Raw genomic sequence first — 24,186 nt, 5'->3', positions numbered from 1 at the left:
GAGCAGAAGAACTGGTGCAGCAATGTTATGCGGGAGACGGCGGAACGATCTGCCCGATCATCGAGGCACTGATCAGAGAGTAATGCCTGGCGGGTGAGCTGGAGATCGGAAAGCCCCTTTACGGTGGGATTCAGAGCTTACGTTGGTTTTTGGTTCCATTGCTCCCCAAACCCCTGGCTCCACTGAAAAGTGAGCAGCACCCTGGTGAGGCTCGTTCTTTGGAGGTTCGACCATACCTGAACCGCGCTGTTTGAGGATGGTGAATTATAACCGCGTCAATCACCTCGGTGATGCGCACCCTTCCAAACCATAACAACGAAGGTGTAAACGTCAACCGCTCAGCAGGTGTCTCTGATGAGCCGGTCGGGACGCTTCGGTGAAACAGATATCTAAATTGTTACGTTGATGGCAATTTGAGGTCATAGTATGATCACCTGCTTTTTAATATGTGGAGTTTGAAATGGACTTTAACGCTTTGGCTTATCCAGATTTGATATTGCTAGGTTCTAATGAATACAAGGCCAAACGGAATATTGCTGATTCCACCATTTTGATTCCTTATACCGATGAAATTGATGTCGGTATTGGCGACGTCATAGTGCAGAAAATGGGAGGGCGTGAGGTTAGTTTGAAGGTGCTGGATGCATCTTTTTCCCAGGGCGGTACCTTAGGAATTGGCACAGCCCACCCAGATCTTGTAAAGCTAAAAGTATTGAATTTGACTGCTGATGAACATAAGCCTAAGGAAGTAAATAACGTGATTAATATTGGAAATTTGCACGGCGAGCAGGTTCAAGTCGGTAACCATAATAGTCAAACTGTGACTATCAGTCTTCAGCATTTGGTTGAGGCAGTTGCCAAGTCTAAAGATGAGGAGGCGAAAGGGATTCTCCGTAAGCTATTTGAGAATAGTACTGTGGCAAGTGTTGTTGGTGCTGGCCTGTCTGGGCTAATCGGATTAGTTTGATTGCTATAGGGGTGGCAGAGGTGAATGAAGTGACTTCTACTATTTCTGTGGATGAGGTTTTTGGGACTGCACGTGATCTGCCAAAGAACTATGTGTGGCGATCACACGTCGATGAGACATTCATCTCCGCCCTTTCTAAAGGTACTCACGTAATTGTTCATGGTGGTTCTAAGCAAGGTAAAACCTCGCTGAGGAAAAAGAATCTCACTGAAAATGACTATATCACTATTACTTGTTCGAGATCTTGGGGGATTGCAGAGATTCATGAGGCGATCCTTAAGGCGGTTGGCTATCAGACCAGTGCGTCAGAAAGTCTAACCTCGAGCGGTAAAGCGAAAATTAATTTGACCATCGGTCTTGGGGATACTGAGCTATCTGCAGAAACCGTAAAACAAGTGAACAAGAAGCATCTGGAACTAGATCTAGCTAGTGTGAATGATGTGTTAAGAGCGCTTGATGAGGTAGGATTCAACAAATTCATCGTTATTGAAGAGTTTCATTATCTTGTCGAGGCCGTTCAGGCAGATTTTTCTCAAGCTCTGAAGGCTTATCATGAATTAAGTAAACATTGTTTTATAATAGTTGGTGTGTGGTTGGAGGATGATAGGCTCACCGCGCACAATAATGATCTAGTCGGTAGAATAATTTCTGTGAATGCTGATTTGTGGCAGGATGCAGATATTGATGAGCTATTCACAAGCAGTGAAAAAATGCTGAATATCAGGTTCTCTCTAGAGTTCAAGGAGGGCGTAAAAAAATACTGTAAAGGTAATGTTTTCCTTGTGCAGCAAGTTTGTATGAAGGCTTGTGAATTACAGGGTGTTCATCGCTTTCAGGAAAATCTAAAAGATGTAGCGCATGGGCTTGATATTTATGAGGAGATAAAAAGAATACTGCAGATGCAGACTGGGCGATACACAAAATTTCTGATGGAGTTCAGTGTTGGGTTCGCGCCGACAGAGTTAGAGCTTTACAAGTGGATATTGTTTCCATTGATTACTCTCGAAGAGAAACATTTCGACAATGGTCTGCCTGCTCAGGCTATGAGACGAATGATTGTTGAAAAGCATCCTTTAAATAAGCAGGTTTCAATCCTAAAATTAATTGGGGCGCTTGATAGGGTTGTATCCTTGCAACAAGAAAAAAATATTCGTCCTATTGTTATCGAGTTTGATAAAAATCGATCTAGGCTCAAAATTGTTGATAAAGGATTCCTGCTCTGGCGAGAGTTTCAAGACTCAGGCTACCTGCTAGAGTTGGCTGATTTGGCTGCGGAGTTAGATGTTGTCCCCAGCTAGCTTTAATGGCATAACAAAAGATACTCCTGCCAGGGAAACCTTACTTGGAGACTGTTCGGTTACATCGAGGCATCCAGCTTTGGCTTAATCCTGAAAGCAGACGTCGCTTATTGCGCGAGTGCCGAGCATTTATTCATCACCGGCTGAGAGCGGATAGTTGATGATAACATTGATGCCGTCGATTAAAGAGTCGAGGTGAGCCAAGAGTTTTGAATCAAGGGCGATCAGGTTCCCAGGGTTACTCAGGATGTTATCCTCTAACAACGTAAGAACTCGCAAAGCTCCCGATCATTCTTTGAGCCCGACCGAGGTCTCGATTGAGGTCAGCAGGGAGAGTAGGCCGGTGTATCTCCGATCGACGCGCGGCAGGCCTTGCACTGCTCTGCGTGCCGCCCTCTCATCGCCAATGAGCAACACCTGTTGGCGCGCTCTGGTAAGCGCAGTGTAAATCAGACTTCGATCCAAGTATCGATTGCCAGTGATCGAGACAATCACTCGCGGCCATTGTGAGCCCTGCGCTTTATGCACAGTCAGTGCGTAAGCCAAGTCCAACTCATCCAGAAGATTCTCGGTTACAGGGCGGCGCACACCGTCGTCCCAATGAACCCAGGCGATCGCGTAGCCGATGGTGCGGCCCTCGTCATCATGGAGTGCGAGGGGGAGACGCTCGATTTGAGCGATACGTCCAAGCGATCCATTTTGGAGTCCCATATCCCACAGATTGCGTAGGCATACAACGGGGTCGCCCAAGCGGAACTTGGTTTCAACCAGGCAATCGAATTCCTTGCTCCATATCATGAGCTTCGGTGCGTTTGGTGCGACGTTACTCTGACAAAGTTTGTTCAATGCGTGAACGCCCTCGTCCCCCTTCTTCCAGGGGCTCAGGATCTGCGTGATGTCAGGGGCTTGCAGATATAACCTCAATACCTCGGAGGCAATTGTTTGCTTTTGGAATTCTTCGTTTTTGTAGATGGGTTCTTGGTTACTGTGAGTAGGTATAAAGGGGGAAAACTTATGCACAGGCAAAAAGGCTAGCGCCTGCGATTCGTCGGCGGACATTTCTGGCCATACACCGGCGCGGATTGAAGCCGCAGCGCGAGCGATAACGTCACCGTGGCGCTTCACAACTTTTAGTTCGGTGTTCGGAACCTGAGGTGCGTTGACCAGTGCATGTAAAACGAGGCCGGGCCCCACCGGCACGAGCTGATGTGGATCACCCACCATGAGTATTCGTGCATGCTCGGGAAGCAGGTGTGCGATACGGTACATTGTGATGATGTCCACCATGCTTGCTTCATCCAGAACCAGAACGCAGGGATCCTTCAGGTCGTCCACTTTGGTACGTAGCAGCAGGCTCGCGATTGTCGCTGCGGATCTGTCAGTTGCATCACTCATACGCTTTGCAGCGAGGCCTGCAACAGCGGCCTGGAAGATCCGCAAATGCATCTGGTCATAGACGCGGTAAAGCGCTTTCAACACGATAGTCTTGCCCGTCCCTGCGCCACCCGTAATCAGCGCAAAGGAGTTGTTGGCAGCCATGTGGACAGCGTGGCGTTGCTCGTCGGTGACTCGCAGTTGCTCATCAATTTCGAATCTGTTGATTATCTCGTCGATGGCAGCAGTGTCTATCTGCTGCTGCTGCTGCTGCTGCTGCTGCTGCTGCTGCTGCTGTTGCTGGGGGGGGTGTTGATCACGATCAAGGCGAGTTGAAAGTGCCTGGGAGACATCAGACTCCATCACGTACGCGCCGAGCTGGTGAAGCTGATCATCATCGCCAATCAGATAGCTTCCGTTATTGAGGCCAGATTCTAATGCCTTGATTGCCAGCGGGCGCCATTGAAACTCGGGTGTCTGGTCACCCAGGATTGAGGCGAGCCGCGCCATCACCATCTGCCGGGTAGCGGCGGTGTGTCCATCAGCGAAGAGGCGATAGAGTGCTTCCTCGATTGCTCCCTGCAGCCGGCGCGGGTCGTCATCAGCCACTCCAAATTGAACTCTGGCGAAGCTATCGGTGGTCTTCCAACTCGCCAGAAACGAGAGCAACCGGTAAGGGTCTTCTTCTATCAGTTTCGACGTCTCGGCACCGAAATGTTCGATGACTTTTTTGCCGAGAGCAGCATTGAATCCGTGCTTGTACAGCCAGTGGAGAGTGGGAGTCTCTCGATAAGAGCACCAAGCCTTGACCAAAGTCTCAGCGCTTTCAGGGCTTACTCCTTGTACGGTCGCGAGTGCGTCGGTATCACCTCGATCGAGAATCTCTGAGAGCGTTTCTCCGAATGTCTCCCAGAGCCGCGTGGCTTTCGCATTGCCAATGCCAGCGAAACGTTCTCCCTCGGCAAGCAGCGTAATCATGTGATGCCCTGTAGGCAGCGTCATCTGCAGATCTTTCGCGTCGATCTGTTGCTCGACGACCCTGAAGCCGTTAATTGTTCGGGTGTGGGGATTGGCTTCGCCGCTGACGTGCCACCATTGGCCCACCTCAACCGAGATGTCCCGTAGAAGTCTGCTTCGAGCGACAACCACGAATTGGTTCTGGGTTGGTGATGGGGTTCCGCGTTCATCGATCTCGATGCCGAAGAAGATGCATCCGCCATGCCCGAGAGGATTGTCGCTGCGAATGGAGAGCACGCGGATGAGTCGCTGATTCTGATGCCGGCAGGGAATTTGATGACCGGTTGTTTGCTCGCCGGATGATTGTCCGTTCATCGCGGCATACGTCCGGTTGATGCTAGTGCCTGGTGCAGGGATTCGTACTTGGACAGCCGGCGTCGTAGTTCGGTGATTTCGGCTTTTTGATTGGCGTTCTCTGACTGCAACCGGTGTAGCAGCTCAGACTCTCGGCCCTCGATAGCAGTACGTTCCGTTTTTTTCTGATCAGTGGCGCTCATTTCACTTCTACCTGTTTCTGCTGCTCCTTTTACTTCTGCGTGGGCATGTGGAGAGAGCGGGGGAAGTACAGCGCGAGCGCGCAGCTGCTCTTCAAGGGTGTGCAAGAAGTTCCTGATGCGTGGATTCTGGTTCAGGGCTGACTTGGCAAAGCCGCATTCACGGGCGATCTCAGTTCTTGAAAGCACGCCCCGTGCGATAATCTTTCGGAAGTCTGTGTCGCTCTTGCTTGCAACCCAACCGATGAAAATAGCGAGATTTTGTTCTGCCAGCTGCTTGCCGTTCGCCATGTTCGTCTCCGGAAAACTGAAAGCGGTGAACTGAAAGCTAGTGCAAATTCGCGCAGATGAAGTCGCTACCCCTCATCTTTATCTTTATCATTATCAGCGCTGACCAATATCCGAAGCGCTGTGACATGCTGCTTCTCCAGCAGAATGTTATTGGTGGTTTTTTGCCTTAGTCGCTCTCGTTCGAGGCTCATACCACAGTCTGCCAAAAGCGTTGGATTCAACAGTCGGCATACGGCCTCTCTCAATGTTGGCGAAATTTCAGGTTTTGCCTGAGCCGGAGGGGCGGATATTGCGACACCACCAAATCCGACGCGGAGGAAGTCATCAACAGGTACTCCTGGGATACTGCGAAGCCCTTCCATGATGCGCGTCCGATCTGCGATAGCTTGGTCACGCTCCTCTTCGAGCATCGCCACGTAGGCTCGCAACGTTTCATCAGGAATAAGCATCTTCGGCTTATTCGCTTTTCTATCTCGCCTCAAAATCTGGGATGATTGTCTGAGCTCGAGGAGCTTTTTGAGTACAGGTGAGTTCCTAATGGACTGAGCCTTGGGCCCATCCCAGTCATGATCTGTACAGTAGCGCTCGACGGATCCCGCACTGATTTTCAGGCCTTGCTCTTCAAGGTAGTCGCAAGCCTTTTTTATTCGCTCAAGAGATTGTAGCTGCCTGGGGTTCGTCGAGCTCTGCATCAACTTTTGGCAGACCTCTGCCACCGCTTCACTCTGGCTCATCCAAAAAGCTCCTCTTCGTCGTCATCATCCTTCCCACGATCTTGGAAATCTTGAGGCATAATGAGCGACGCCAAACGACTCATTTCTCCCGGCTTGTTCAACGCCTCCTTATTTGCACAATTTTCCAGCAACCTAAATGCACTCTCCAGATTTGGATACCTGTCCAAGGGAAGAGTCCCGTTTAAAACCTCGTCCAGCTCCTGAGTACTCACTTGCTGGAGTATAAGCGCGGACAACATGTTTGCCGCTTCATGCGCCTGCTCGCTCGTTAATGTCAGCAAGAATGGCTTCATCCCGTTCGCCACCATCATCTTGGATAGAATGGTATTTTTCTCCAGCTCGGCCTCCCTGTTGGTAAAGCCCGTGGTGAATCTGCTCATCTGAGTAATTTGGTCGAGAAGCGCAAACTCATGAGCTTGCTCAAGTGTCAGCTTGAGTTCGTGAGCTGAGCTGGATGTTAAGATGGGAACTGGCACCATGGTATCGGTTTTAATGATCCGATTCTTGGTAGCTAAATACTCATCCATTAGCATGATCGAATGCTCTGCGTATCTATACCTAGCTGCCCATTCATTTATATCGATGTCTAACTCGCGGCTAAGCAAATCTATACGATCACGAACTTCTCGTGCTTTTCGGATGTTACCTTCATCCTCTGCATCAAGGCATGCATCATTTAATGCAGCGATTTCGAGCCCCTTTCTACGAATAGCGAATGCCAAGTTGTTAACCGCTGTCACCTGACCGAGGAGGTGAGCAGGCCCGGTCAGCCAGAAGCGACATAAACCGCAGCGCTTGCCGCCAGGTACTGGGCCATATTTGTCTTGTGAAATGCTTTCGAGTGCGCCGCCATTGCTGCACGAAGTCCCAGGGCAGATACCATCAGAGGTTATGGTCATAATTCCATCTCTCTCTCTGAGTGCTGTAAGCCCTGCGCTGCCCCCAGCCCCCTCCTGCCCAAGGAGAAATGGTGCAAATTCGTCAAGGGATTCGAGAAATACCTCCGAACCTATAAAATCGATATCATTTTTCATTCGCTCGTAGGCATCCTCCATAAATTGACGAAGTTTCGCTGGAGAATATTTCAAGTAGTGAAGTAGCATAACTAAAGTGTGATGGCCAGTTACAAATTGCTGTACCACTTCAAGTGGCACTCCAGCCTCAATGAGATTCGTGACACCACTTACTCTCAATGAATGTAAGTCCACCGCCCATTTGGGGCTGCCTTTACTGGGGAAGGTAACGAGTTTTAGCGATTGGCCATATTTTCGCTTAATGTTTTTTTGGGTTTGCTCTAGAACCGCCGTGTAGAATCGAGCTAAGCGGGAATATTCTAATGGGCGATTTTGGTCTGCCGAGTTTGGATCGCGGAAGAGTGGGCAGATGGTCGGACGATGAACTCCAGTTGGGCGTTCACGTTCTCTTGTGTCTTGTTGATAATGGGAATAAGAAAGAGGCTCACGAAGCGGGGGGAGATAATTGTTTTGCCACTCATTTTGATATTGCAATAAGCCGGCAAGGGATTGGGAGACATATGGGATAGCATATCCAATTATCTTGCTATCATAAGATGCTGTTTTGTTGGTGTTCACCCATAAAGCCAACCAAGTATCTGCCCTCAAGCTATCATGTTCGAGTTTTAAGGCACCTTCTTTACGCCCAGGGACTGCGAATTCACAAGAATTTAGCACAAGGTTTTGCCCATTATATACGAATTCGTCAAGCTGTCCTGAGTCCAGCCATCGGGCTTGGTGGCTTCTGATTGGCGTGTCTACCAAAGTGTAAAGACAAATAGTAAGCCCAGGGTCGAAAACTTTTACGCTAAGCCCGCTACGCTGATCCCTCACTTGTACCATTGATCTGAGAGTCTTTGGAAACGCAAAATCATCCTCAATTAGTACCGACTTGATTTCATTGATAATGTATGGGGGTAAAGAGTCTCTATATGTTTTGGATGCTGTCGCCTCGCTCCCAAATCTGTCAGAACCGTTTAGAGGATCTGGGAATTTACTAACTGCCACCATGTCGTTGGCGATGAGATAGTCACGAAGCCAGTCAAAAAATTTACGCATCGTGCCAATGTTGTCATTTCTCCTCCTCTTGCTTGTAATGTTGTCAATCAAATATTGCCGGTATGTTTTATTGTTTATTCGCCTTACGTCGCTGATGTGATCCCGTCGATCAACAAGCCATGGCTTTAGGGGGGGGGAATTTAGCGTACATAGAAAATCGCCAAAGGTATTTAGACGATCTACGATGCTGCCAATTCTAGCGTTATCTCTGGACAGAATGAAAAACGCGAATAATTCTGCCCAAGTGCAAAGTTCTGGTCGTTTTGTCGCTAGCCATCGAAATTTCCCATCGACACGCCTTTCCTCGTCAGCTACATCATTTCTCTTCGGTCTCTTGAGCTCAACACTATGTTCTGGGTTCATGTTATTCATAGTCTGTAGCAGCCATAAAGCTACAGATCGAGCTTTTCCACGAAACGTCAAAAAAGCAGAATTTCTTGTTTCGGGAGGATACTGAATCGCTATTTTAGCGATACAAATCTCTTCGAATCGCTTGATCAGTCCTTCGGAAAAGTCTTGATGAGTACGAACATCAGCTGTAGCAAAGAAGGTACAGGTGTGATGGAAGCCTTTATCCGTCCCTTTCCGTTGTGGAACGGCATAGGTGGACAAAATTAGCGAGCTTTTTTCTCCTCCATAGATAGGGTTGGTTAAGGTTTTAATTATGTATCTACCGCGCCAGTCGGTAAAAGATTGTGGGAAAAGAAGCCAGTTTTTCGCCCAAAACATAGTGAGTAGCTCAAACTGACGGTCGTAGGTTTTGTATAAACTTTCACCAGTCATTTCTGAAGCGAGCGTGTCAATGAACAATTCAGCGCTTTTGGATTTTTCAAGTAGCTCGTGATAATCCCTTGAAAGTATAGTGTTTGGGTATAGCGCGGTTTTTATGAGTTCGCTTCTGGTGGTAGGCATAATTGATAAAGCAATTTTTTTTTGCTCTTCCACGCTGAGCGATTGGATCAAGGAGACAAGCGCTTGTCCACGTGCATTTGTTTTTAGTGATTTCTGAAGTGCCGAAGTTTTTAGGTGTACTGGCCCGGTGTGAGAAGTAAAGGTTTTTGTTTCGAATGCGACAATATTATTCCCTTCTTCGTTTTCACGAATAAATTTGGATTTCCAGAAATTTTCTATCCTGATTCGTTCAAATTGAGAAATAACGTCGTGCATCTCACCGAGCGTTATGTCTTCGAGGATTACGCATTCCGACGAGCTAACGTTCAATGCGATCACGCGCTCAGATGCTGGTGCTTTGTAATTCTCAATTGTCATGACTCGATACCTTTTCTAACGCCTGCTGCGCCTCGGCGCAGAATAGCGGGATCTCTTGCGTGATCCGAGTGTGCGCCTTTTTTAGATCTTCACGCGCTACTGCCATGCTCAGCGAATAATAAACCTCCGTAGATTGCAAACTCGCGTGCCTCATCATAATTTTCGTCGTTTCGATTGGAAGCCTCAGGTAGGAAGCACAGAAATGACCATAAAAATGTCGAGCACCATGAGGATTTACACCTTGGTCTGACGGCAGGAGCCCAATACGTTTTGCTGCCCTATAAAATGACTTGATAATATTCGATAGTTTTACAGGTTGTCCGAAGTTGACGCCTTCTTGTTCGTTAACAAAATAGTAAGGGTGTGTATCCTCAACATATCTTCGAACGGTTTTCATATATCGTTTGTGGAGAAGAGCAAAAAGCTTATCAACTCCGGGGACAAGCCATTCGATTTCTGACTCTTTGCGTTTAGGTGCGCTGTATTCCATCCCCTTCCACCCTGAACGCAAAGGATGGGTTACCCCCAGGTTGTTGCGAGGAGCGAGTCTGTATCGCTCGTTCAGAAAGAATGCCCGAGTGCCGTGACGTTTTCCTAGAAATGTATCATCCCAGTTGTATGGAGCTTCAATAGGATCTGCTAATACTACCCTAGCGCTACCATTGGACGATACTTTTATGTCAGTGACGAATAAGTGCAAGGGTTCGGACTCTCTTGTGGCGCCAAAGAACATTAGTAAGAAAAATAATTTGTCGCGAGTTGATGGGGTTGCGTTAATAAGAGCCCAAACTTTTTCGGGTGGAAAGTATTCGTACGTATTAGTGCGACTTGGCGATCTGCTCCTAATTTTTAAAGACGGTGCGTGTACGATTCCTTGTCCCATAGAGGTTGCGGGAATTAAGTGTGAGAGCGGATCCCATTTCTCTCTAATGGTTAATATTTGATGGTAGGTTGCACGATCTTGAAAACTCATGTCCTTGATTAACGTTTTTTCAGGGGGATTGATCGGGAGGTGATTAAAGTTGTTTGCGCAGAACAAACTGAAAGAACTGATCCGCACCACGTCATTTCTAGCAGTTTTGCGCGCTACGGGTTGCCAATTTAGAAATTCATTGCCGTGCTGGCGTGCTTCTAGAAATCTGCTTAGCATCCAGCTCACGTTTTCGGCAGATAGCGGGAGTCTATTTTGACATAGAACGTAAAAGTCGTAGAGCAAGCCAACTCCTTGGATGGCTTGGTATAAGGCAGGAGGGCTGTTCTCCTCGCTAATCATTAGATCGCGCGCCCAAGCGAGACATAACAAGCTGATTTCGCCATTTTCGAGAATAAGTAACGGAATACTGCTGCCTTTCGCACCTTCGGCGATAGGTATCTCAATAACGGAGTGGACAGTGCGACGCATCATGAGGCCCACCAGTATGTTGTTTGGGGGTCATAATGGTTTAGTAACCATTCATTCGGGTGTCAAATTACGAGAGAATTTAGCGACGGGCGGTTTCTAAGCTATCAAGTGATCGTTTTCAGCAGACTGCTTTGGGATAGGGGAGTCAAATAGTTCGAGTAGTAAGGGGGTTAAAACGATGGCGAACATGAAACCTCGCGCCGAGTTGGCCCAGTCGGCGCCGATGGCCAGCACGCTGGCGATGTCGAAGGCGCTGACGATCTTGCCGCTGGCGCCGAGTTTGATCTTGTCCCGCAGGTTCAGGCCGACCAGGGTGTTGTGCACGAACAGCAGGCCTTCGCGCATTGGCACGCCGATGTGGTCGGTGAACTCCACAGGCGCGGCGCCGGTGCCGCCTTCCTTGCCGTCGACCACGATGAAGTCCGGGAGAATGCCGGTTTCCAGCATCGCCTTGGCGATACCCATGAACTCCCACGGATGACCGAGACAGAACTTGAAACCCACCGGTTTGCCGCCGGACAGTTCACGCAATTGCTGGATGAAATGCATCAGTTCGATCGGCGTGGAAAACGCACTGTGGCGTGACGGCGAAATGCAATCTTCGCCCATCAGGATGCCGCGGGTGTCGGCGATTTCCTGGGTCACCTTGTGCTTGGGCAGGATGCCGCCATGACCGGGTTTGGCACCCTGGCTCATCTTGATTTCGATCATCCGCACTTGCGGCGTTTGCGCCTGCGCGGCGAAGCGTTCCGGGTCGAAGCGGCCATCGCTGGTGCGACAACCGAAGTAGCCGCTGCCGAGCTCCCACGTCAGGTCGCCACCGTGTTCGCGGTGATAGGGGCTGATGCTGCCTTCGCCGGTGTCATGGGCGAAATTGCCGAGTTTGGCACCCTGGTTCAACGCGCGAATGGCGTTGGCGCTGAGCGAGCCAAAACTCATGGCCGAGATGTTGAACACCGACGCGGAATACGGCTGGGTGCACTGCGGGCCACCGACCATTACGCGAAAACCGCCGGGGTCGCTCAACGGCGCCGGGCGCATGGAGTGGCCGATGAATTCGAAGCCCGACTGATACACGTCGATCAACGTACCGAACGGTTTGTCGGCGCTTTCATTCTTCGCCCGGAAATAAACCAGCGAACGCTGGGCGCGGGAGAAGGGCAGGGCGTCGCTGTCGGACTCGAGCAGATACTGGCGGATCTCCGGGCGAATGCCTTCCACCAGATAACGAATATTGCCAAGGATCGGGTAATTGCGGCGCACCGCGTGAGGGCTTTGCAGCAGGTCGAACAGGCCGATCAGGCTGAGCACGCCGGTCACGGCAGTGAACGGCCAGAGCCAGTCATGTTCGAGGAAGGGCAGGCTGGCGAGAGTGAAGATCACGCAGACGGCAAAGAAGGCGTAGCGGCTCAGGAGTGACAGGCTCATACGGTTTCCTTGGGTTCGGACTCGATGGTTCGGTGCAGACAGCTTTTGTGGCGCGGGAGCTTGCTCCCGCTCGGCTGAGCAGCAGCCGCAAAACCTGTTGACGGATTTTGTCTTACTGAACGCGGTGTTGGTCGGGGGACCGCTTCGCGGTCCAGCGAGAGCAAGCTCCCTCGCCACAGGTGTCCTGCAATGCAAGGGTTATAAGGCATTTTGTGCCTGCAGAAAAATCGAAAACAGTTCCGACTGGGACTTGATCCCCAGCTTGCTGTATAGGTGTTTCTTGTAACAGGCACAACGTGCGGTCGCCTTCGAGCTGACAATTTAACTGGATTTCGTCGGCCACGACATTCACACGAAAGTATCGTTGATAGTACTCGGTGAGCTCGAAATGCTCCGGCGGCGCCTCCGACAAACGATACAAACCGGTGCGCGATTGTCCGCGGCAGGCGATGTAGAACGGATCGAGCAGGTACAGGCGCGCAGGTAATCCTTGAACAACGGGTCGGGGCCGCCGTCTTCGCCTGGGCATTCGGCGAATACCTGCGAGTGCTGGTCGGCGCTCTGTTGTTGGAGGCTGGGCGCGAAGAAGGGCAGTTTGCGGTCGAACTGGACCTGAGCCAGTTGACGGCGGCGCGCCAGGATTATCGTTATCTGGATGACCATCGGCTGAAGCTGCCGAGGGAGAAGGTTGAGCATGCGGATGAATTGCGTGAGCTGCTGATTCCTGCGCGCTGATCCACTGATCGTTCCACTCTGCGTGGTAACGATCAAGATCAAAGATCGCAGCCTGCTGCCGCTCCTACAATGGTCCGCGTTGAGCGAGGACAATCTCGCCTCTTATCGACTCAAGCCTCCACTGAGCTGTCAATCAACGGTTTCTTTCGCTCGTTTTTGTTTTTGTCGCGGGCCAGGGCGTTGATGCAATAGTTGATGTGATAGAAGGTGAATAGCACCGAAAAGGCGCGATTTATACGCGGTTCAAAACCATGTTTGGTCATGGTGTAGATCCTGAGCGCCCTTCGTACTCGGAAGCACCAAACCACGGCAAGCAACCAAACCGTAACGGCCCACAAAAGACTCAATCCCGGAATTAGAAGGCTGATGAAGAGAGCAGCCACATAAACCCAGGTCACGGTAATCAGATATCCAATCAGAAAACCCTTACTCATTACCTTGATATGCGTAACTTCTTCGATTGCGGTGGAGGCCTTGTATAGCCAGATATACATGTAAGCCCCTGCCGTCACGATCGTCAGGAGGACGAGATAAAAAGTATTGGTATCGATTTTTTCTTTCAGTGTCGAAATATCGGACATGCTTGACGTTCCATTGGCAGCGTTTTTGGCGATTGGGCACGCTATCAAACTCGAACGTGGGAAATTTCTGGGCTTGCTGGCGGAGCATTCCGTTTCTATCAGGATTCAATCCTTGGCGGTGCCATTGAGGCATGGGATCCTATGCACCCGTCAGCATGGACCCGTGCCAAACAATGAGTTTTTCCACCGAGGTAGCCCCTAACGATTCGACTCTTATCCACATCGCCGCCGCCCTGCTGATCGGTCCCGACGGCCGTACCCTGCTGGTGCGCAAGCGTGGCACCACGGCATTCATGCAACCGGGTGGCAAGATCGAGCCCCATGAATTGCCGGTCCACGCCTTGGCACGAGAGTTGGAAGAAGAGCTGGGTCTCGACATCGACCCGGCACAGGCCGTTTACCTCGGTCATTTCTCGGCACCGGCCGCGAACGAGCCGGGCTTTGTCGTACACGCCGAGATTTTTCAGTTGCACATCGATGTCGACGTGACGCCTGCGGCCGAGATCGAAGAGGTGCTCTGGATCGACCCGGCCACCGACGGCGATGTCACGCTGGCGCCATTGACACGGGACCTGATCCTGCCGTTTTATCGAGCATCGCTGACCGCGATGGCCTGATCGTTTACGCAAAGGAACCGCCATGATCCCGCTCCAGGACTTGCTGATATTCGCCGCCGCCGCGTTGCTGATGGTGCTGACGCCGGGGCCGAACATGATCTATCTGATCTCCCGTTCGATCTGCCAGGGGCGCAAGGCGGGTGTGACGTCCTTGCTCGGCGTGGTCGCGGGTTTCTTCGTGCATCTGTTTGCGGCGGCGGCCGGCTTGACCGCGGTGTTCCTGGCGGTGCCGATGGCTTATGAAGTGCTGAAATGGGTCGGCGCTTTGTACCTGTTGTGGCTGGCCTGGCAGGCGGTCAAACCCGGTGCGCGCTCGCCATTCGAGGCCCAGCAGTTGCCGCCGGATTCGTCGCGAAAACTGATCACCATGGGCTTTCTGACCAGCGCCTTGAACCCGAAAATCGCGGTGTTCTATCTCTCGGTCTTTCCGCAGTTCATCACTCCGGAACACGGTTCGGTGTTCACCCAAAGTATTGTGTTGGGCCTGACCCAGATCAGCGTCAGTTTTTGCGTCAACCTGATGATTGCGCTATTCGCAGCGGGCATCGCCTCGTGGTTCGTCAACAACCCGACCTGGCTGGCGATGCAGCGTTACTTCATGGGCTTCGTGCTGGGCGGTCTGGCACTGCGCTTGATGCTTGAGCAGCGCAGGACGGCGTGAACATGTGGATCGAACGACTGGATGCCAGTCACGCCCTGGCGTACCGGGAATTGATGCTGGAAGCCTATGACCGTCACCCGCAGGCGTTCACTTCCAGCGTGCGCGAGCGGGCAGCCATGCCGCTAAGTTGGTGGGAGTCGCGCCTGACCAGCAAGCTCGATGCGGTTTTTGGCGCGTTCGAGGAGGGCAAGTTGGCCGGTATCGTCGGGCTGGCGTTCGAACCTCGGGAAAAGGCCCGGCACAAGGCGACGCTGTTTGGCATGTACGTGTCCGCCAATGTGCGCCAGCGTGGGCTCGGTGTTCAATTGGTGGAGGCGGTTCTGGCGCAGGCGCGGACGCATCAAGGGTTGCGGTTGATCAAGTTGACCGTCACCGCGGGCAATGATGCAGCGTTCAATCTGTATCGGCGCTGCGGCTTCATCCAGTTCGGCCTTGAGCCGATGGCGGTGCGTGTCGGTGAGCAATACTTCGACAAGATCCACATGTGGCGCGAACTCTGAATCCACCACACCCCCTGTAGGAGCCAGCAAGCCGGCTCCTACAGGATTCAACGAACGGCGCTGACCCCGTCCAGCGTCGAAAACGACGTGTCTTTCGCCGTCAGCAAGAAGTCACGCATGTACGGCGCGTCCAGCATGTCCGCCCGAATGGCTGCATACAGCGTCGCGAACAGACCTTTCTCGCCCAGGCGCTTGGCCTTCACATAACCCCGTGAGCTGTATTCATGCAGCGCCCAATGGGGCATGCCGCACACACCGCGTCCGCTCGCTACCAGTTGCATCATCATCACCGTCAGTTCCGACGTGCGGACCTGGGCCGGTTCGACGTCGGCGGGTTCGAGGAAGCGGGTGAAAATGTCGAGGCGATCCCTTTCCACCGGATAGGTGATCAAGGTTTCCGTCAGCAAGTCTTCCGGGACGATGTAGGCCTTGCTCGCCAGTTTGTGCTGGTTGGCCACGGCGAGCATCGCTTCGTAAGTGAACAGCGGCACATAGGTAATGCCAACCAGATCCACCGGATCGGACGTCACTACCAGGTCCAGGTCGCCACGGGCCAGGGCTGGCAAGGGTGCGAAAGAGAAACCCGACGCCAGGTCCAGCTCGACCTCCGGCCAGGCATCGCGGAACTGGTCGATGGTTGGCATCAGCCACTGGAAGCAGCTGTGGCATTCGATGGCCATGTGCAAACGCCCGGCGGTGCCGCCGGCCAGTCGTGCAATGTCGCGCTCGGCAGCGCGCAGCAGCGGCAGGGTGGCGTCGGCCAGTTGCAGCAGGCGCAAGCCGGCGCTGGTGAAACGCACCGGTTTGGTCTTGCGCACGAACAGCGGCATGCCCATGCGCTCTTCCAGTTCCTTGAACTGGTGGGACAGTGCCGATTGGGTCAGGTGCAGGCGGTCGGCCGCATCCACCAGGCTGTCGGCTTCGCGCAAGGCGTGCAGGGTCTTGAGGTGACGGATTTCAAGCACCGTGGGGCTCCATGAGGAAAACTTGTGATCAACACGAAAAGGTTGAGTTTGTCTCATGTTGTCCTGGCTGTCGACAATAGCGCCATCTTTTACACAGGAGCACCTTCGACATGGCCGTGGCCCACACCCTTGGTTTCCCGCGCATCGGCGCCGACCGCGAACTGAAAAAAGCCCTCGAAGCCTACTGGAAGGGTGACATCGATCAGCGCGCACTCAACAGCGTCGGCCGCCAGTTGCGCGCTACCCACTGGCAGTTGCAGAAGGAAGCCGGCATCGACCTGCTGCCGGTCGGCGACTTCGCCTGGTACGACCAGGTGCTGACCCACTCCCTGACCTTTGGGGTGATTCCCGAGCGTTTCGACAACACCAAGGATGAGCGCGGCCTGCCGACCCTCGACACGCTGTTCGCCATGGCCCGTGGCGCCACCGCGACCTGCTGCGGCGGTGAGCATGGGCAGGCGCAATATGCCCAGGAACTGACCAAGTGGTTCGACACCAACTACCACTACCTGGTCCCGGAATTCACGGCAGATCAAACATTCAAGCTGAGCTGGGAACAGCTGTTCAGCGAAGTCGACGAAGCCAGGGCGCTGGGCCATACCGTCAAACCGGTGATCATCGGCCCTTTAACTTACCTGTGGCTGGGCAAGGCGAAAGGCAATGACTTCGACAAACTCGACTTGCTGGAACGCCTGTTGCCGATCTACGGCGAGATCCTCGGTCGTCTTGCTGCACAGGGCGTGGAGTGGGTGCAGATCGACGAACCGATCCTGACCCTCGACCTGCCGCAAGCATGGAAAAACGCCTTCGAACGCGCTTACCACATCCTCCAGTATTCACCGCTGAAAAAACTGCTGGCGACTTACTTCAGCGGCCTGCAAGACAACCTCGGGCTGGCCGTCGGCCTGCCGGTGCAAGGCCTGCACATCGATGCGGTGCGTGCGCCCGACCAGTTGCTGCACGTGCTCGATCGCCTGCCGATCTACAAGATTCTTTCGGTAGGGCTGGTTAACGGCCGCAACGTCTGGCGCTGTGAGCTGGAGCCAGTGCTGGCACAACTGCAATTTGCCCAGGAACGTTTTGGCGACAATCTGTGGGTCAGCAGTTCCTGTTCGCTGCTGCACAGCCCGGTGGATCTGGAGCGCGAAGACAAGCTCGACCCGGAACTGAAAAGCTGGCTGGCGTTCGCCGTGCAAAAGTGTGGCGAAATCGCCGTGCTGCGCGATGCCTTGAACGATCCGCAAGCGCCCAAGGTGCAAGCGGCCCTGGCCGAAAGTCGCGCCATTCAAGTCAGCCGCGCCGAGTCGCCACGCATCCACAAAACCGCAGTGCAGGCACGTATCGCGGCGATTGGCCCCCACGACAGCCAACGTCATTCGCCATTTGCCAAGCGCATCGAGCAGCAGCGTGCACGGCTGAAACTGCCGACATTCCCGACCACCACCATCGGCTCGTTTCCGCAGACCGGTTCGATTCGTCTGGCGCGTCAGGCGTACAGGCAAGGCAAGTTGTCGGCCAACGATTACACCGACGCCATGCACCACGAAATCCGCCATGCCGTGCAGATTCAGGAACGCCTGGGGCTGGACGTGCTGGTGCACGGTGAAGCCGAACGCAACGACATGGTCGAGTACTTCGCCGAGCAACTGGACGGTTATGCCTTCACCCGTTTCGGCTGGGTACAGAGCTACGGTTCGCGCTGCGTGAAACCGGCGATCATCTATGGCGACCTGAGCCGCCCGAAAGCCATGACTGTCGACTGGATCAGCTATGCGCAGGGCCAGACCGACAAGGTCATGAAAGGCATGCTCACCGGCCCCGTGACCATGTTGATGTGGTCGTTCCCGCGTGAAGACGTGTCGCGCAAAGTCCAGGCGCAACAGCTGGCTTTGGCCCTGCGCGACGAAGTGCTGGATCTGGAAGCCGCCGGGATCAAGATCGTACAGATCGACGAAGCCGCATTCCGCGAAGGCCTGCCGCTGCGCCGGGCGCAATGGCAGGAATACCTGGATTGGGCGGTGGAGGCGTTCCGCTTGAGCGCCAGCGGTGTGCGGGACGAAACCCAGATTCATACCCACATGTGCTACAGCGAATTCAACGACGTGATCGAGGCTATCGCGGCGATGGATGCCGACGTCATTACCATCGAAACCTCGCGTTCGGACATGGAACTGTTGGAAGCCTTCAAGGCGTTCGACTACCCGAACGACATCGGCCCGGGTGTCTACGACATCCACTCGCCACGGGTGCCGGACACGGCCGAGATGGTCAAGTTGATGGTAAAAGCCGTGCAGCGCATTCCGGCCGAGCGCTTGTGGGTCAACCCCGATTGCGGCCTGAAAACCCGCGCCTGGCCAGAGACCGAAGCGGCGCTGGTGAACATGGTGGCGGCGGCGCGGCAGTTGCGCGCTCAACTGGCCTGACCGCCGCTCCCCCTGCAGGAGCCGGCAAGCCAGCTCCTGCAAGGTTTTCAGAGTTCGGAAAAGTGTTTGGTACCCATGGGTTTGCCGATGTCGCCGCGCCAGATCGGCTGCATGTGGGCACCACTTCCGGCCTGTGCTTGCTGCCATTGCAAACCGAGGTTGCGTTGTTCCGGCAGTTTCAGATGCGCTTTGACGAAGTCGTTGAACCCGGGCTTGGCCGAGGTGTAATGAAAGTGCGCATACCACAAGGTTCGCGCCGGCTCTCGGGTCAGATCGCGCACCTCATATTCCTGCAGAAAGTCCCGGCGTCCATCCGGGCGCTTGCCTATATCCCGCAGTCCGCCTTCCTTGCGAATGTCCACCGCCCGTTGTTCCAGTAGATAGTCCAGATATCCCTCGGTCGGGGTTTTGCTGTTCACGGTCTGGTCTATTCGTAGCGTGCGGCCGGCGCTGGACAGCTCATCGGCACGATTGCGCAATTGCAGCACCATCGGTTCCGAGGACGACAACCGTTCGATGGCCTGGGCACGCATGTTCAATTCCGTGGCTTCGCTGCCCATCATGTGTTCAAGGTCGACCGGCAGCATGTCCTGCCGAGCGTAGCCTTCGACCTTGCTTTTGTAGGCGTCCACCCTGCCGAGCCTGTTCTTGGCTTCTACCAGCAACGGGGTGATATCGGTGGCGAGCTCCGTTGATGCCGTACTCACGGGTTCGCTGAGGTGATACTTACCGCTGGCGGAGCGGGGTAACCAGGTTTCCGTGTGGCCATCGACCCCCTCGATGGTGAAGCGCTTTTGCCGGGTCACGGCATCTGTGCTGGCAACGCCGATGAGCCATTGGTTGTCCTCGGTCTCGAACAGATGCTTCCCGACGTTTCCGGTTTTTACTGTGGTGGAGGGGCGGGTCTTGATGGCGTGGCGAGCGAACGCTTCGATTTTCGCCAGGTCGTCGAGAAACGCAGCCACTTGCTCCAGATCCAGGTGCTGGGGATAACCCAGCGACCAGGCGCCGAGATTGCGGCGAAACTCGGTGTATGTCGCCAGGCAGTCTTCAAGCACTTTGTTGCGTTGGCTGAAAGTGGCGCGCACTTCAGGCAAGTGATGTTGCGTCAGCATGGCGCGTCCGACCTTCATCCGGGCCTGTTTCAACTGTACGTGAAAGTAGACCCAGGACTGGTCATTGACGGCGCTGTAGTGAGTAATGATCTCCAGTTCATGCGCCGCTTTGAGGTAGTGGTGATTGGCGTCGCTGAACTTCTCGTTAACGAGGGTCATGTCTTGGGTCATCTTGGCTTTTTGCGCGCGATGGGTGATTCGACTATTCCATCGATTGGCGTCTGCGACGTACGTATGAAGCTGGTCAAAGTCCTTGATAAAAGCTTTTCGTATCTCTGTCCGTTGCGCCATCAGTTGCACGTGTGCGGCTGTATCGCTGTAGGGCGTAGCGTCCGATCGGGCAACCAGTTGACCGATACGGTCCATATGCTCCACCAGACGCTCCTTGATCAGGCCGATTCGCCGCACCGTGCGCTGGGTGATGATCCAGGCGCAGCGACTTTGAAAGTCTTCGATCTGCACGCGCTTTCGGCCATGGCTGAACAGCATCAATTCTTCAAGGTTCAGGTATTGGGCCTGTGCAAGGTCGATGTCGTTCACGCAGGCGATGTCGGCGTTGGCTCTAAGGGGCTGGCGCTGGTTGGGTTCGAGGTTGAGGTAGTGCTCCAGGGTGGCGTTGGAGCTGCGGGTCTGGGTTTCGAGTCGTCGCAGGTAAGCCTCGGCCGTATTGGTCAAGGTCAATTGCCGGCGCAAGGCCCGATCCGTCCACCAGCGCGGCAGCATTCGCCGAATGGCCGCAGGCCACAGCGGGTCCAGGCCGTCGGCCATGTGCCCGAGCACTGCACCGCCGCCGACACCGCCCCCGGCAGTGACCGTGCCGTATACCGCGTAGTGGGTGTTCCAGTGGCCGGCCTCGTCGAGGGCGACAGGTTGTTTGTACGTTCGTGCGCGCGTTGCGCTTAAACGCCATTGCGGTGGATTGGGGGTCCATTCGATGCGGTAGAGGCGTCCCTGGCTGAGCATGAAGTCGCCGTCGGCGTGTCGATACACGTTGCGATAAATGCCTTCGGTGCCCGGTTGCAGGCCGGCGAGGGAAATCTCCTGTTCGTACTCGTAGCCCTTGAAGCATTGCAGAGTGCGCCGGGCCTGCCGTGGCGTCGAAGTCTGCAAACCGCCCGGGTCTTTGGCCGTGCGTTTCAACTGGCGCAGGCGCGTGACTGAGCGTGCACCGCCGGAGGAGGCGGCGACGGCGGGAAGAATGTCCATCGCCGCATCAATCAAGGACAGCAACACCGCTTCCACCTCGGCCAGGCCATGACCGACCTCTCCGCGCAGAAAAGCAGCGACCGCCAGGTTGGCGCTGTTCCAGGCGTCATAGAGCGCAATGGCGCTGCCAACGAAGGGCACCATCCCCAGCGCCATTTTCAGGTAGTTGAACATCGCGCCGGATTGCAACGCGACACCCTCCAGATACAACGCGTCGTTTGAGCGTGATGTCGTCCTGTGTGCTTCCAGCAATCGGCCCATATGCACATTGAGCAAGTGTGCGGCCAGGGAGGTGGTTGCAGGCCAGGCTGTGCCCGTGCCGATGATCGCGTCGAAGTTTTTCAGCAGCGCCTGATTGATCCGGCTGACGTGACGGGCGAAATCCCCGGACAAGGCACGTCCGGCCAGGTAGTTGACCATGTTTGTGTGCAGGCACAGGTTGTACAGTGCCTTGCGCGCGTCTTCCAGGTTGTCGTACTGGCGCAGAAACACCCCGTCGGGGCTGTCGGGAAGATAGAGCAGGGTCAAGCCGTTGATCTGCTCCTCAATGAACGTGACGCCGGCCAGGGTGGTCGGCCCCTGATGTTGGGTGTCCTCACCGCCCACGGTCAGGTGTGCGGGCAGTAGCACGATGCGTTTGCCGTTGGCGGTGTAGGCTTCGCGACTGTTGGCGTCGATGGCGATCTCCAGCACTTGCTGGCCGTCAGCTTTGATGTCTCGCTGCAACAGAGCGAACTCGCCTTGCAGTTTGAGCATCAGGCGCCAGGGTTCGCTCAGGCATTCCCGGCGGTATTCGCGACTGAACGCCGACTCGCCGGACGGGCCGAGGAACGTCTCGCGGATCAGCGTTTCATATTTGCCGGCCAGGTCCAGCTCGGTGACCCATTTGCGTAGCCAGGTTTCGCTGATGCCTGTTTTCAGGTTTTCGCGTTCAGTTTCATCGCCGCCGCTGACTTCGACCTCCATAAACGACAATCGCCACCACATCGCCTGGTCGATATTGCTTTGCGCCAGTTCGGCGAGCGACAGCTTGCTCCGCTGTGCGCTGGGGATCAGCGTATTCCGTTGAGGGGTCCCAGGTGCTGCGCCCTCAATCAGCACTTTGCGCCAGGTCGTGGAGTCGGGGACATCCAGCAGCACCTCGACGTTTTGCGTGAGACTGAATTCCTGGCACAGGCGGGCGTCGATGACCTTTTGGCTGAATGCGCCACGGGGAGGAAGTTCGCGTTCAAGCAACGCGTGGGAGCGCTTCATCGCAGCGATATACGACGTGAACAACGCTTTAATCTGATCGCGATGAGTCTGCGGTAATGAGGCAAGCCAGGCCGGCAATTGACCTGCCAGGGCGCTGCTGTGGTTTTGCTCGACGATGTGCGCGTAAGCCCGTTCTCGGGCCGTGGCGATGGGCACGGTCAGACGGGCGAGGGTTTGTTCGCGCAGGCTGTCCAGTTTCGCCGCGCGTTGGCTGGCATGAGAGGGGACAGGGTTGTCAGTCATCAGCCGCGACACCTGTTGTATACAGGCGTAGAGCTGCATTTGCAGCGCTTCTTCGAACGGGTTGCCACTCAGCGCCAAGAGTTGCAGTGCCTGCGTGGTGTCGTTGGCCGCGAGTTTGAACAATGACTGTTCCAGGGCCTGGCGAGAGGCGAACCGTTGCAGGCCACCGAATTGCCCAGGCCAATAGAGCAACAGGCTGTGGGGCGAGGACTGCTGCAACGTCGATGGATGGGTAAACAGCAACACACCGGCCAGTTCCTGGCTTTGAGTCCGGGTGGTTTGCCCTTCGGTCTCGGTCGCCGACAGCATCACCCGGGCGACGACCACATCGGCCGGACGGGGCTGGTCGGGCGCATCCAGCACGGACTTGAGCCATTGATACTCATCACGGCTGATCTGCTTCAGGCTCAATTGCAGTTCGGCCTCCGCGCGCAGACCGGACAGGCGTGCCTGGTAGAGGGCGCGGTAATGCGGGTTCGACTGATGACGCAACTCCAGCATCTGCTGCGCCGTGTTGGTGTGCAGAAGTGCCGTCGCGGCGACGTTGCTGTCTTGCTCGGCGGCGGTGAGTGCGTCGAGTTGCTGTTGCAGTCGTTGCAGGCGCTGGTCTTTGTGGTCGCCTTGAAAGTCGTGGCCGAGCAGGTCCTCCAGTGCAGATTGTTGTTGCGTCAACGTGCTGAGCCGAATGCCCAGTGGAATGTCGGGGCTCAGTTGGCCGAAGAGGGCAGGACTCTCGAACGCGCCTATTTCCGGCAGGTCGGGGGGCAAGGCAAAAACCGATTCGTTGCGCTGTCGATCCACCGGAAGGCTGGATAACCGTGTCAGCAGGGATTCAGCGCTCTGCTCCAGCTCAGGAGCGTCAAGCGCGACGAAACCGACGGTGATCGCGTCCGTCGCAAGCCGGGGTTGGCCGAGCAACTGCGGCTGCTGTTCGATTAACCAGCGTTCCAGATCGTTACGGTTGTCAAAGCTCATCCAGGCGGGCGACGCAGACGGTACGTACAGCAACTGAGCGGCCGGTTGGTCCGCTTTCAGGGTAATGACCAGTGCGCCGGACAATTGTGTATACGCGCCACTGGCGCCTTTGAGTTGCAGTTGTTCAACATAAACAGTTTGCTTGCGCGTTGTTGCGGGTACCGGATCGATGAGTGCCTGCAACGCCTGCATCTGTTCTACGTTGAGGCTGCCTTGGGCGAATGCCCACTGGCTGGACGCCTCGAAATGCTGTCGGTACAGCCGAATGGCTTGTACCTTGCGCGAAACGTCAGTACCGCGTGCGCGCGCCTGCCACTCACCCGCCGGGGATGACGACGGCGGGCTCTGTGCCATAAGGGCGAGCCACTGATCATGGCAGTCATTCCAGCGCGCCGAGGCACTGAGCAAAAGGTTCAGATCCGCAGCGGGTTTCCAAACGTCGGCAAGGCCAAAGTCATCGGGGCTGGATGGACGTGAATCGAGCATGAGATGTATCTCCAATGGGCGGTCGAGCGGCCATTAGAGGTCAGCCATCAAGAGGGCTGGCGGTACATAGTTATCGTGA

At 54.6% G+C, this 24,186-nt stretch carries 14 protein-coding genes and 4 pseudogenes; 8 read left to right on the top strand and 10 right to left on the bottom strand.

Going from position 1 to position 24,186, the window contains the following annotated elements:
- The 3 genes and pseudogenes from M5G20_RS25185 to M5G20_RS25175 all read left to right on the top strand — a co-directional run.
- Nucleotides 1-83, top strand: a pseudogene (locus M5G20_RS25185) (MerR family transcriptional regulator); the annotation flags it as partial.
- Between the two features lie 377 nt (nucleotides 84-460).
- Nucleotides 461-967 carry a hypothetical protein gene (locus M5G20_RS25180; protein WP_273921367.1) on the top strand — a complete coding sequence of 169 codons (507 nt, stop codon included), beginning with the start codon at nucleotides 461-463 and terminating at the stop codon, nucleotides 965-967.
- 20 nt (nucleotides 968-987) lie between these two features.
- On the top strand, nucleotides 988-2,265 hold the full coding sequence (locus M5G20_RS25175) for a hypothetical protein (RefSeq protein WP_273921366.1): 1,278 nt from the start codon (nucleotides 988-990) through the stop codon (nucleotides 2,263-2,265).
- Nucleotides 2,266-2,553: 288 nt separating this feature from the next.
- Here the strand turns inward: M5G20_RS25175 and M5G20_RS25170 are convergent, their stop codons facing one another.
- From M5G20_RS25170 to M5G20_RS25140, 7 genes and pseudogenes are all read right to left on the bottom strand, one after another.
- Nucleotides 2,554-4,971 carry an ATP-dependent DNA helicase gene (locus tag M5G20_RS25170; protein WP_273921365.1) on the bottom strand — a complete coding sequence of 806 codons (2,418 nt, stop codon included), beginning with the start codon at nucleotides 4,969-4,971 and terminating at the stop codon, nucleotides 2,554-2,556.
- A complete protein-coding gene (locus M5G20_RS25165; protein ID WP_273921364.1) occupies nucleotides 4,968-5,441 on the bottom strand; it encodes a VPA1267 family protein in 474 nt (157 codons plus the stop codon). Before M5G20_RS25165 ends, M5G20_RS25170 begins: the two co-directional genes overlap by 4 nt.
- A gap of 65 nt (nucleotides 5,442-5,506) precedes the next feature.
- Nucleotides 5,507-6,175 (bottom strand): hypothetical protein, encoded by a 669-nt coding sequence (locus M5G20_RS25160; RefSeq protein WP_273921363.1) that lies wholly within the window; start codon nucleotides 6,173-6,175, stop codon nucleotides 5,507-5,509.
- Nucleotides 6,172-9,516, bottom strand: a complete 3,345-nt coding sequence (locus M5G20_RS25155; protein ID WP_273921362.1) for a VPA1269 family protein — start codon at nucleotides 9,514-9,516, stop codon at nucleotides 6,172-6,174. Before M5G20_RS25155 ends, M5G20_RS25160 begins: the two co-directional genes overlap by 4 nt.
- Nucleotides 9,506-10,921 (bottom strand): site-specific integrase, encoded by a 1,416-nt coding sequence (locus M5G20_RS25150; protein ID WP_273921361.1) that lies wholly within the window; start codon nucleotides 10,919-10,921, stop codon nucleotides 9,506-9,508. Before M5G20_RS25150 ends, M5G20_RS25155 begins: the two co-directional genes overlap by 11 nt.
- 174 nt (nucleotides 10,922-11,095) lie before the next feature.
- Nucleotides 11,096-12,346, bottom strand: a pseudogene (locus M5G20_RS25145) (FMN-binding glutamate synthase family protein); the annotation flags it as partial.
- A 286-nt stretch (nucleotides 12,347-12,632) separates the two neighbouring features.
- A pseudogene (locus tag M5G20_RS25140) lies at nucleotides 12,633-12,910 on the bottom strand (helix-turn-helix transcriptional regulator); the annotation flags it as partial.
- On the opposite strand from M5G20_RS25140, the pseudogene M5G20_RS25135 reads away from it, so the two are divergent.
- Nucleotides 12,902-13,081 (top strand): annotated as a pseudogene (locus M5G20_RS25135) (carbon-nitrogen hydrolase); the annotation flags it as partial. The pseudogenes M5G20_RS25140 and M5G20_RS25135 overlap by 9 nt on opposite strands.
- Nucleotides 13,082-13,191: 110 nt before the next feature.
- Here the strand turns inward: M5G20_RS25135 and M5G20_RS25130 are convergent.
- Nucleotides 13,192-13,662, bottom strand: a complete 471-nt coding sequence (locus M5G20_RS25130; protein ID WP_273921360.1) for a hypothetical protein — start codon at nucleotides 13,660-13,662, stop codon at nucleotides 13,192-13,194.
- A 173-nt stretch (nucleotides 13,663-13,835) separates the two neighbouring features.
- Between M5G20_RS25130 and M5G20_RS25125 the strand changes: the two genes are divergently transcribed.
- From M5G20_RS25125 to M5G20_RS25115, 3 genes are read left to right on the top strand one after another with little or no spacing between them, the layout of a single operon-like run.
- On the top strand, nucleotides 13,836-14,279 hold the full coding sequence (locus tag M5G20_RS25125; RefSeq protein ID WP_273921359.1) for an NUDIX hydrolase: 444 nt from the start codon (nucleotides 13,836-13,838) through the stop codon (nucleotides 14,277-14,279).
- 22 nt (nucleotides 14,280-14,301) lie between these two features.
- Nucleotides 14,302-14,940, top strand: a complete 639-nt coding sequence (locus tag M5G20_RS25120) for a LysE family translocator (protein WP_273921358.1) — start codon at nucleotides 14,302-14,304, stop codon at nucleotides 14,938-14,940.
- Between the two features lie 2 nt (nucleotides 14,941-14,942).
- Nucleotides 14,943-15,440 carry a GNAT family N-acetyltransferase gene (locus M5G20_RS25115; protein WP_273921357.1) on the top strand — a complete coding sequence of 166 codons (498 nt, stop codon included), beginning with the start codon at nucleotides 14,943-14,945 and terminating at the stop codon, nucleotides 15,438-15,440.
- A gap of 47 nt (nucleotides 15,441-15,487) precedes the next feature.
- On the opposite strand, the gene metR is transcribed toward M5G20_RS25115, so the two are convergent.
- Complete coding sequence (gene metR, locus M5G20_RS25110) at nucleotides 15,488-16,405, bottom strand: transcriptional regulator MetR (RefSeq protein WP_056855241.1); 918 nt, start codon at nucleotides 16,403-16,405, stop codon at nucleotides 15,488-15,490.
- A 110-nt stretch (nucleotides 16,406-16,515) separates the two neighbouring features.
- Between metR and metE the strand changes: the two genes are divergently transcribed.
- Complete coding sequence (metE, locus tag M5G20_RS25105) at nucleotides 16,516-18,828, top strand: 5-methyltetrahydropteroyltriglutamate--homocysteine S-methyltransferase (protein ID WP_273921356.1); 2,313 nt, start codon at nucleotides 16,516-16,518, stop codon at nucleotides 18,826-18,828.
- Nucleotides 18,829-18,875: 47 nt separating this feature from the next.
- Here the strand turns inward: metE and M5G20_RS25100 are convergent, their stop codons facing one another.
- Nucleotides 18,876-24,107, bottom strand: a complete 5,232-nt coding sequence (locus M5G20_RS25100; protein ID WP_273921355.1) for a dermonecrotic toxin domain-containing protein — start codon at nucleotides 24,105-24,107, stop codon at nucleotides 18,876-18,878.
- Nucleotides 24,108-24,186 lie beyond the last annotated feature (79 nt).

The sequence above is a fragment of the Pseudomonas sp. TNT2022 ID1044 genome (assembly GCF_028656895.1).
Lineage (GTDB): Bacteria > Pseudomonadota > Gammaproteobacteria > Pseudomonadales > Pseudomonadaceae > Aquipseudomonas > Aquipseudomonas reinekei.
Note: the sequence above shows the minus strand (reverse complement) of the source record. Positions and strands in the feature narration are given on the sequence as shown.

What these genes read in the sequence shown, in the direction of transcription:
- M5G20_RS25165 (WP_273921364.1), bottom strand. Translation starts at nt 5,441, where the DNA reads ATGGCGAACGGCAAGCAGCTGGCAGAACAAAATCTCGCTATTTTCATC.
- M5G20_RS25150 (WP_273921361.1), bottom strand. Translation starts at nt 10,921, where the DNA reads ATGATGCGTCGCACTGTCCACTCCGTTATTGAGATACCTATCGCCGAA.
- M5G20_RS25155 (WP_273921362.1), bottom strand. Translation starts at nt 9,516, where the DNA reads ATGACAATTGAGAATTACAAAGCACCAGCATCTGAGCGCGTGATCGCA.
- M5G20_RS25120 (WP_273921358.1), top strand. Translation starts at nt 14,302, where the DNA reads ATGATCCCGCTCCAGGACTTGCTGATATTCGCCGCCGCCGCGTTGCTG.
- M5G20_RS25115 (WP_273921357.1), top strand. Translation starts at nt 14,943, where the DNA reads ATGTGGATCGAACGACTGGATGCCAGTCACGCCCTGGCGTACCGGGAA.
- M5G20_RS25170 (WP_273921365.1), bottom strand. Translation starts at nt 4,971, where the DNA reads ATGAACGGACAATCATCCGGCGAGCAAACAACCGGTCATCAAATTCCC.
- M5G20_RS25130 (WP_273921360.1), bottom strand. Translation starts at nt 13,662, where the DNA reads ATGTCCGATATTTCGACACTGAAAGAAAAAATCGATACCAATACTTTT.
- M5G20_RS25160 (WP_273921363.1), bottom strand. Translation starts at nt 6,175, where the DNA reads ATGAGCCAGAGTGAAGCGGTGGCAGAGGTCTGCCAAAAGTTGATGCAG.
- metE (WP_273921356.1), top strand. Translation starts at nt 16,516, where the DNA reads ATGGCCGTGGCCCACACCCTTGGTTTCCCGCGCATCGGCGCCGACCGC.
- M5G20_RS25100 (WP_273921355.1), bottom strand. Translation starts at nt 24,107, where the DNA reads ATGCTCGATTCACGTCCATCCAGCCCCGATGACTTTGGCCTTGCCGAC.
- M5G20_RS25180 (WP_273921367.1), top strand. Translation starts at nt 461, where the DNA reads ATGGACTTTAACGCTTTGGCTTATCCAGATTTGATATTGCTAGGTTCT.
- M5G20_RS25125 (WP_273921359.1), top strand. Translation starts at nt 13,836, where the DNA reads ATGAGTTTTTCCACCGAGGTAGCCCCTAACGATTCGACTCTTATCCAC.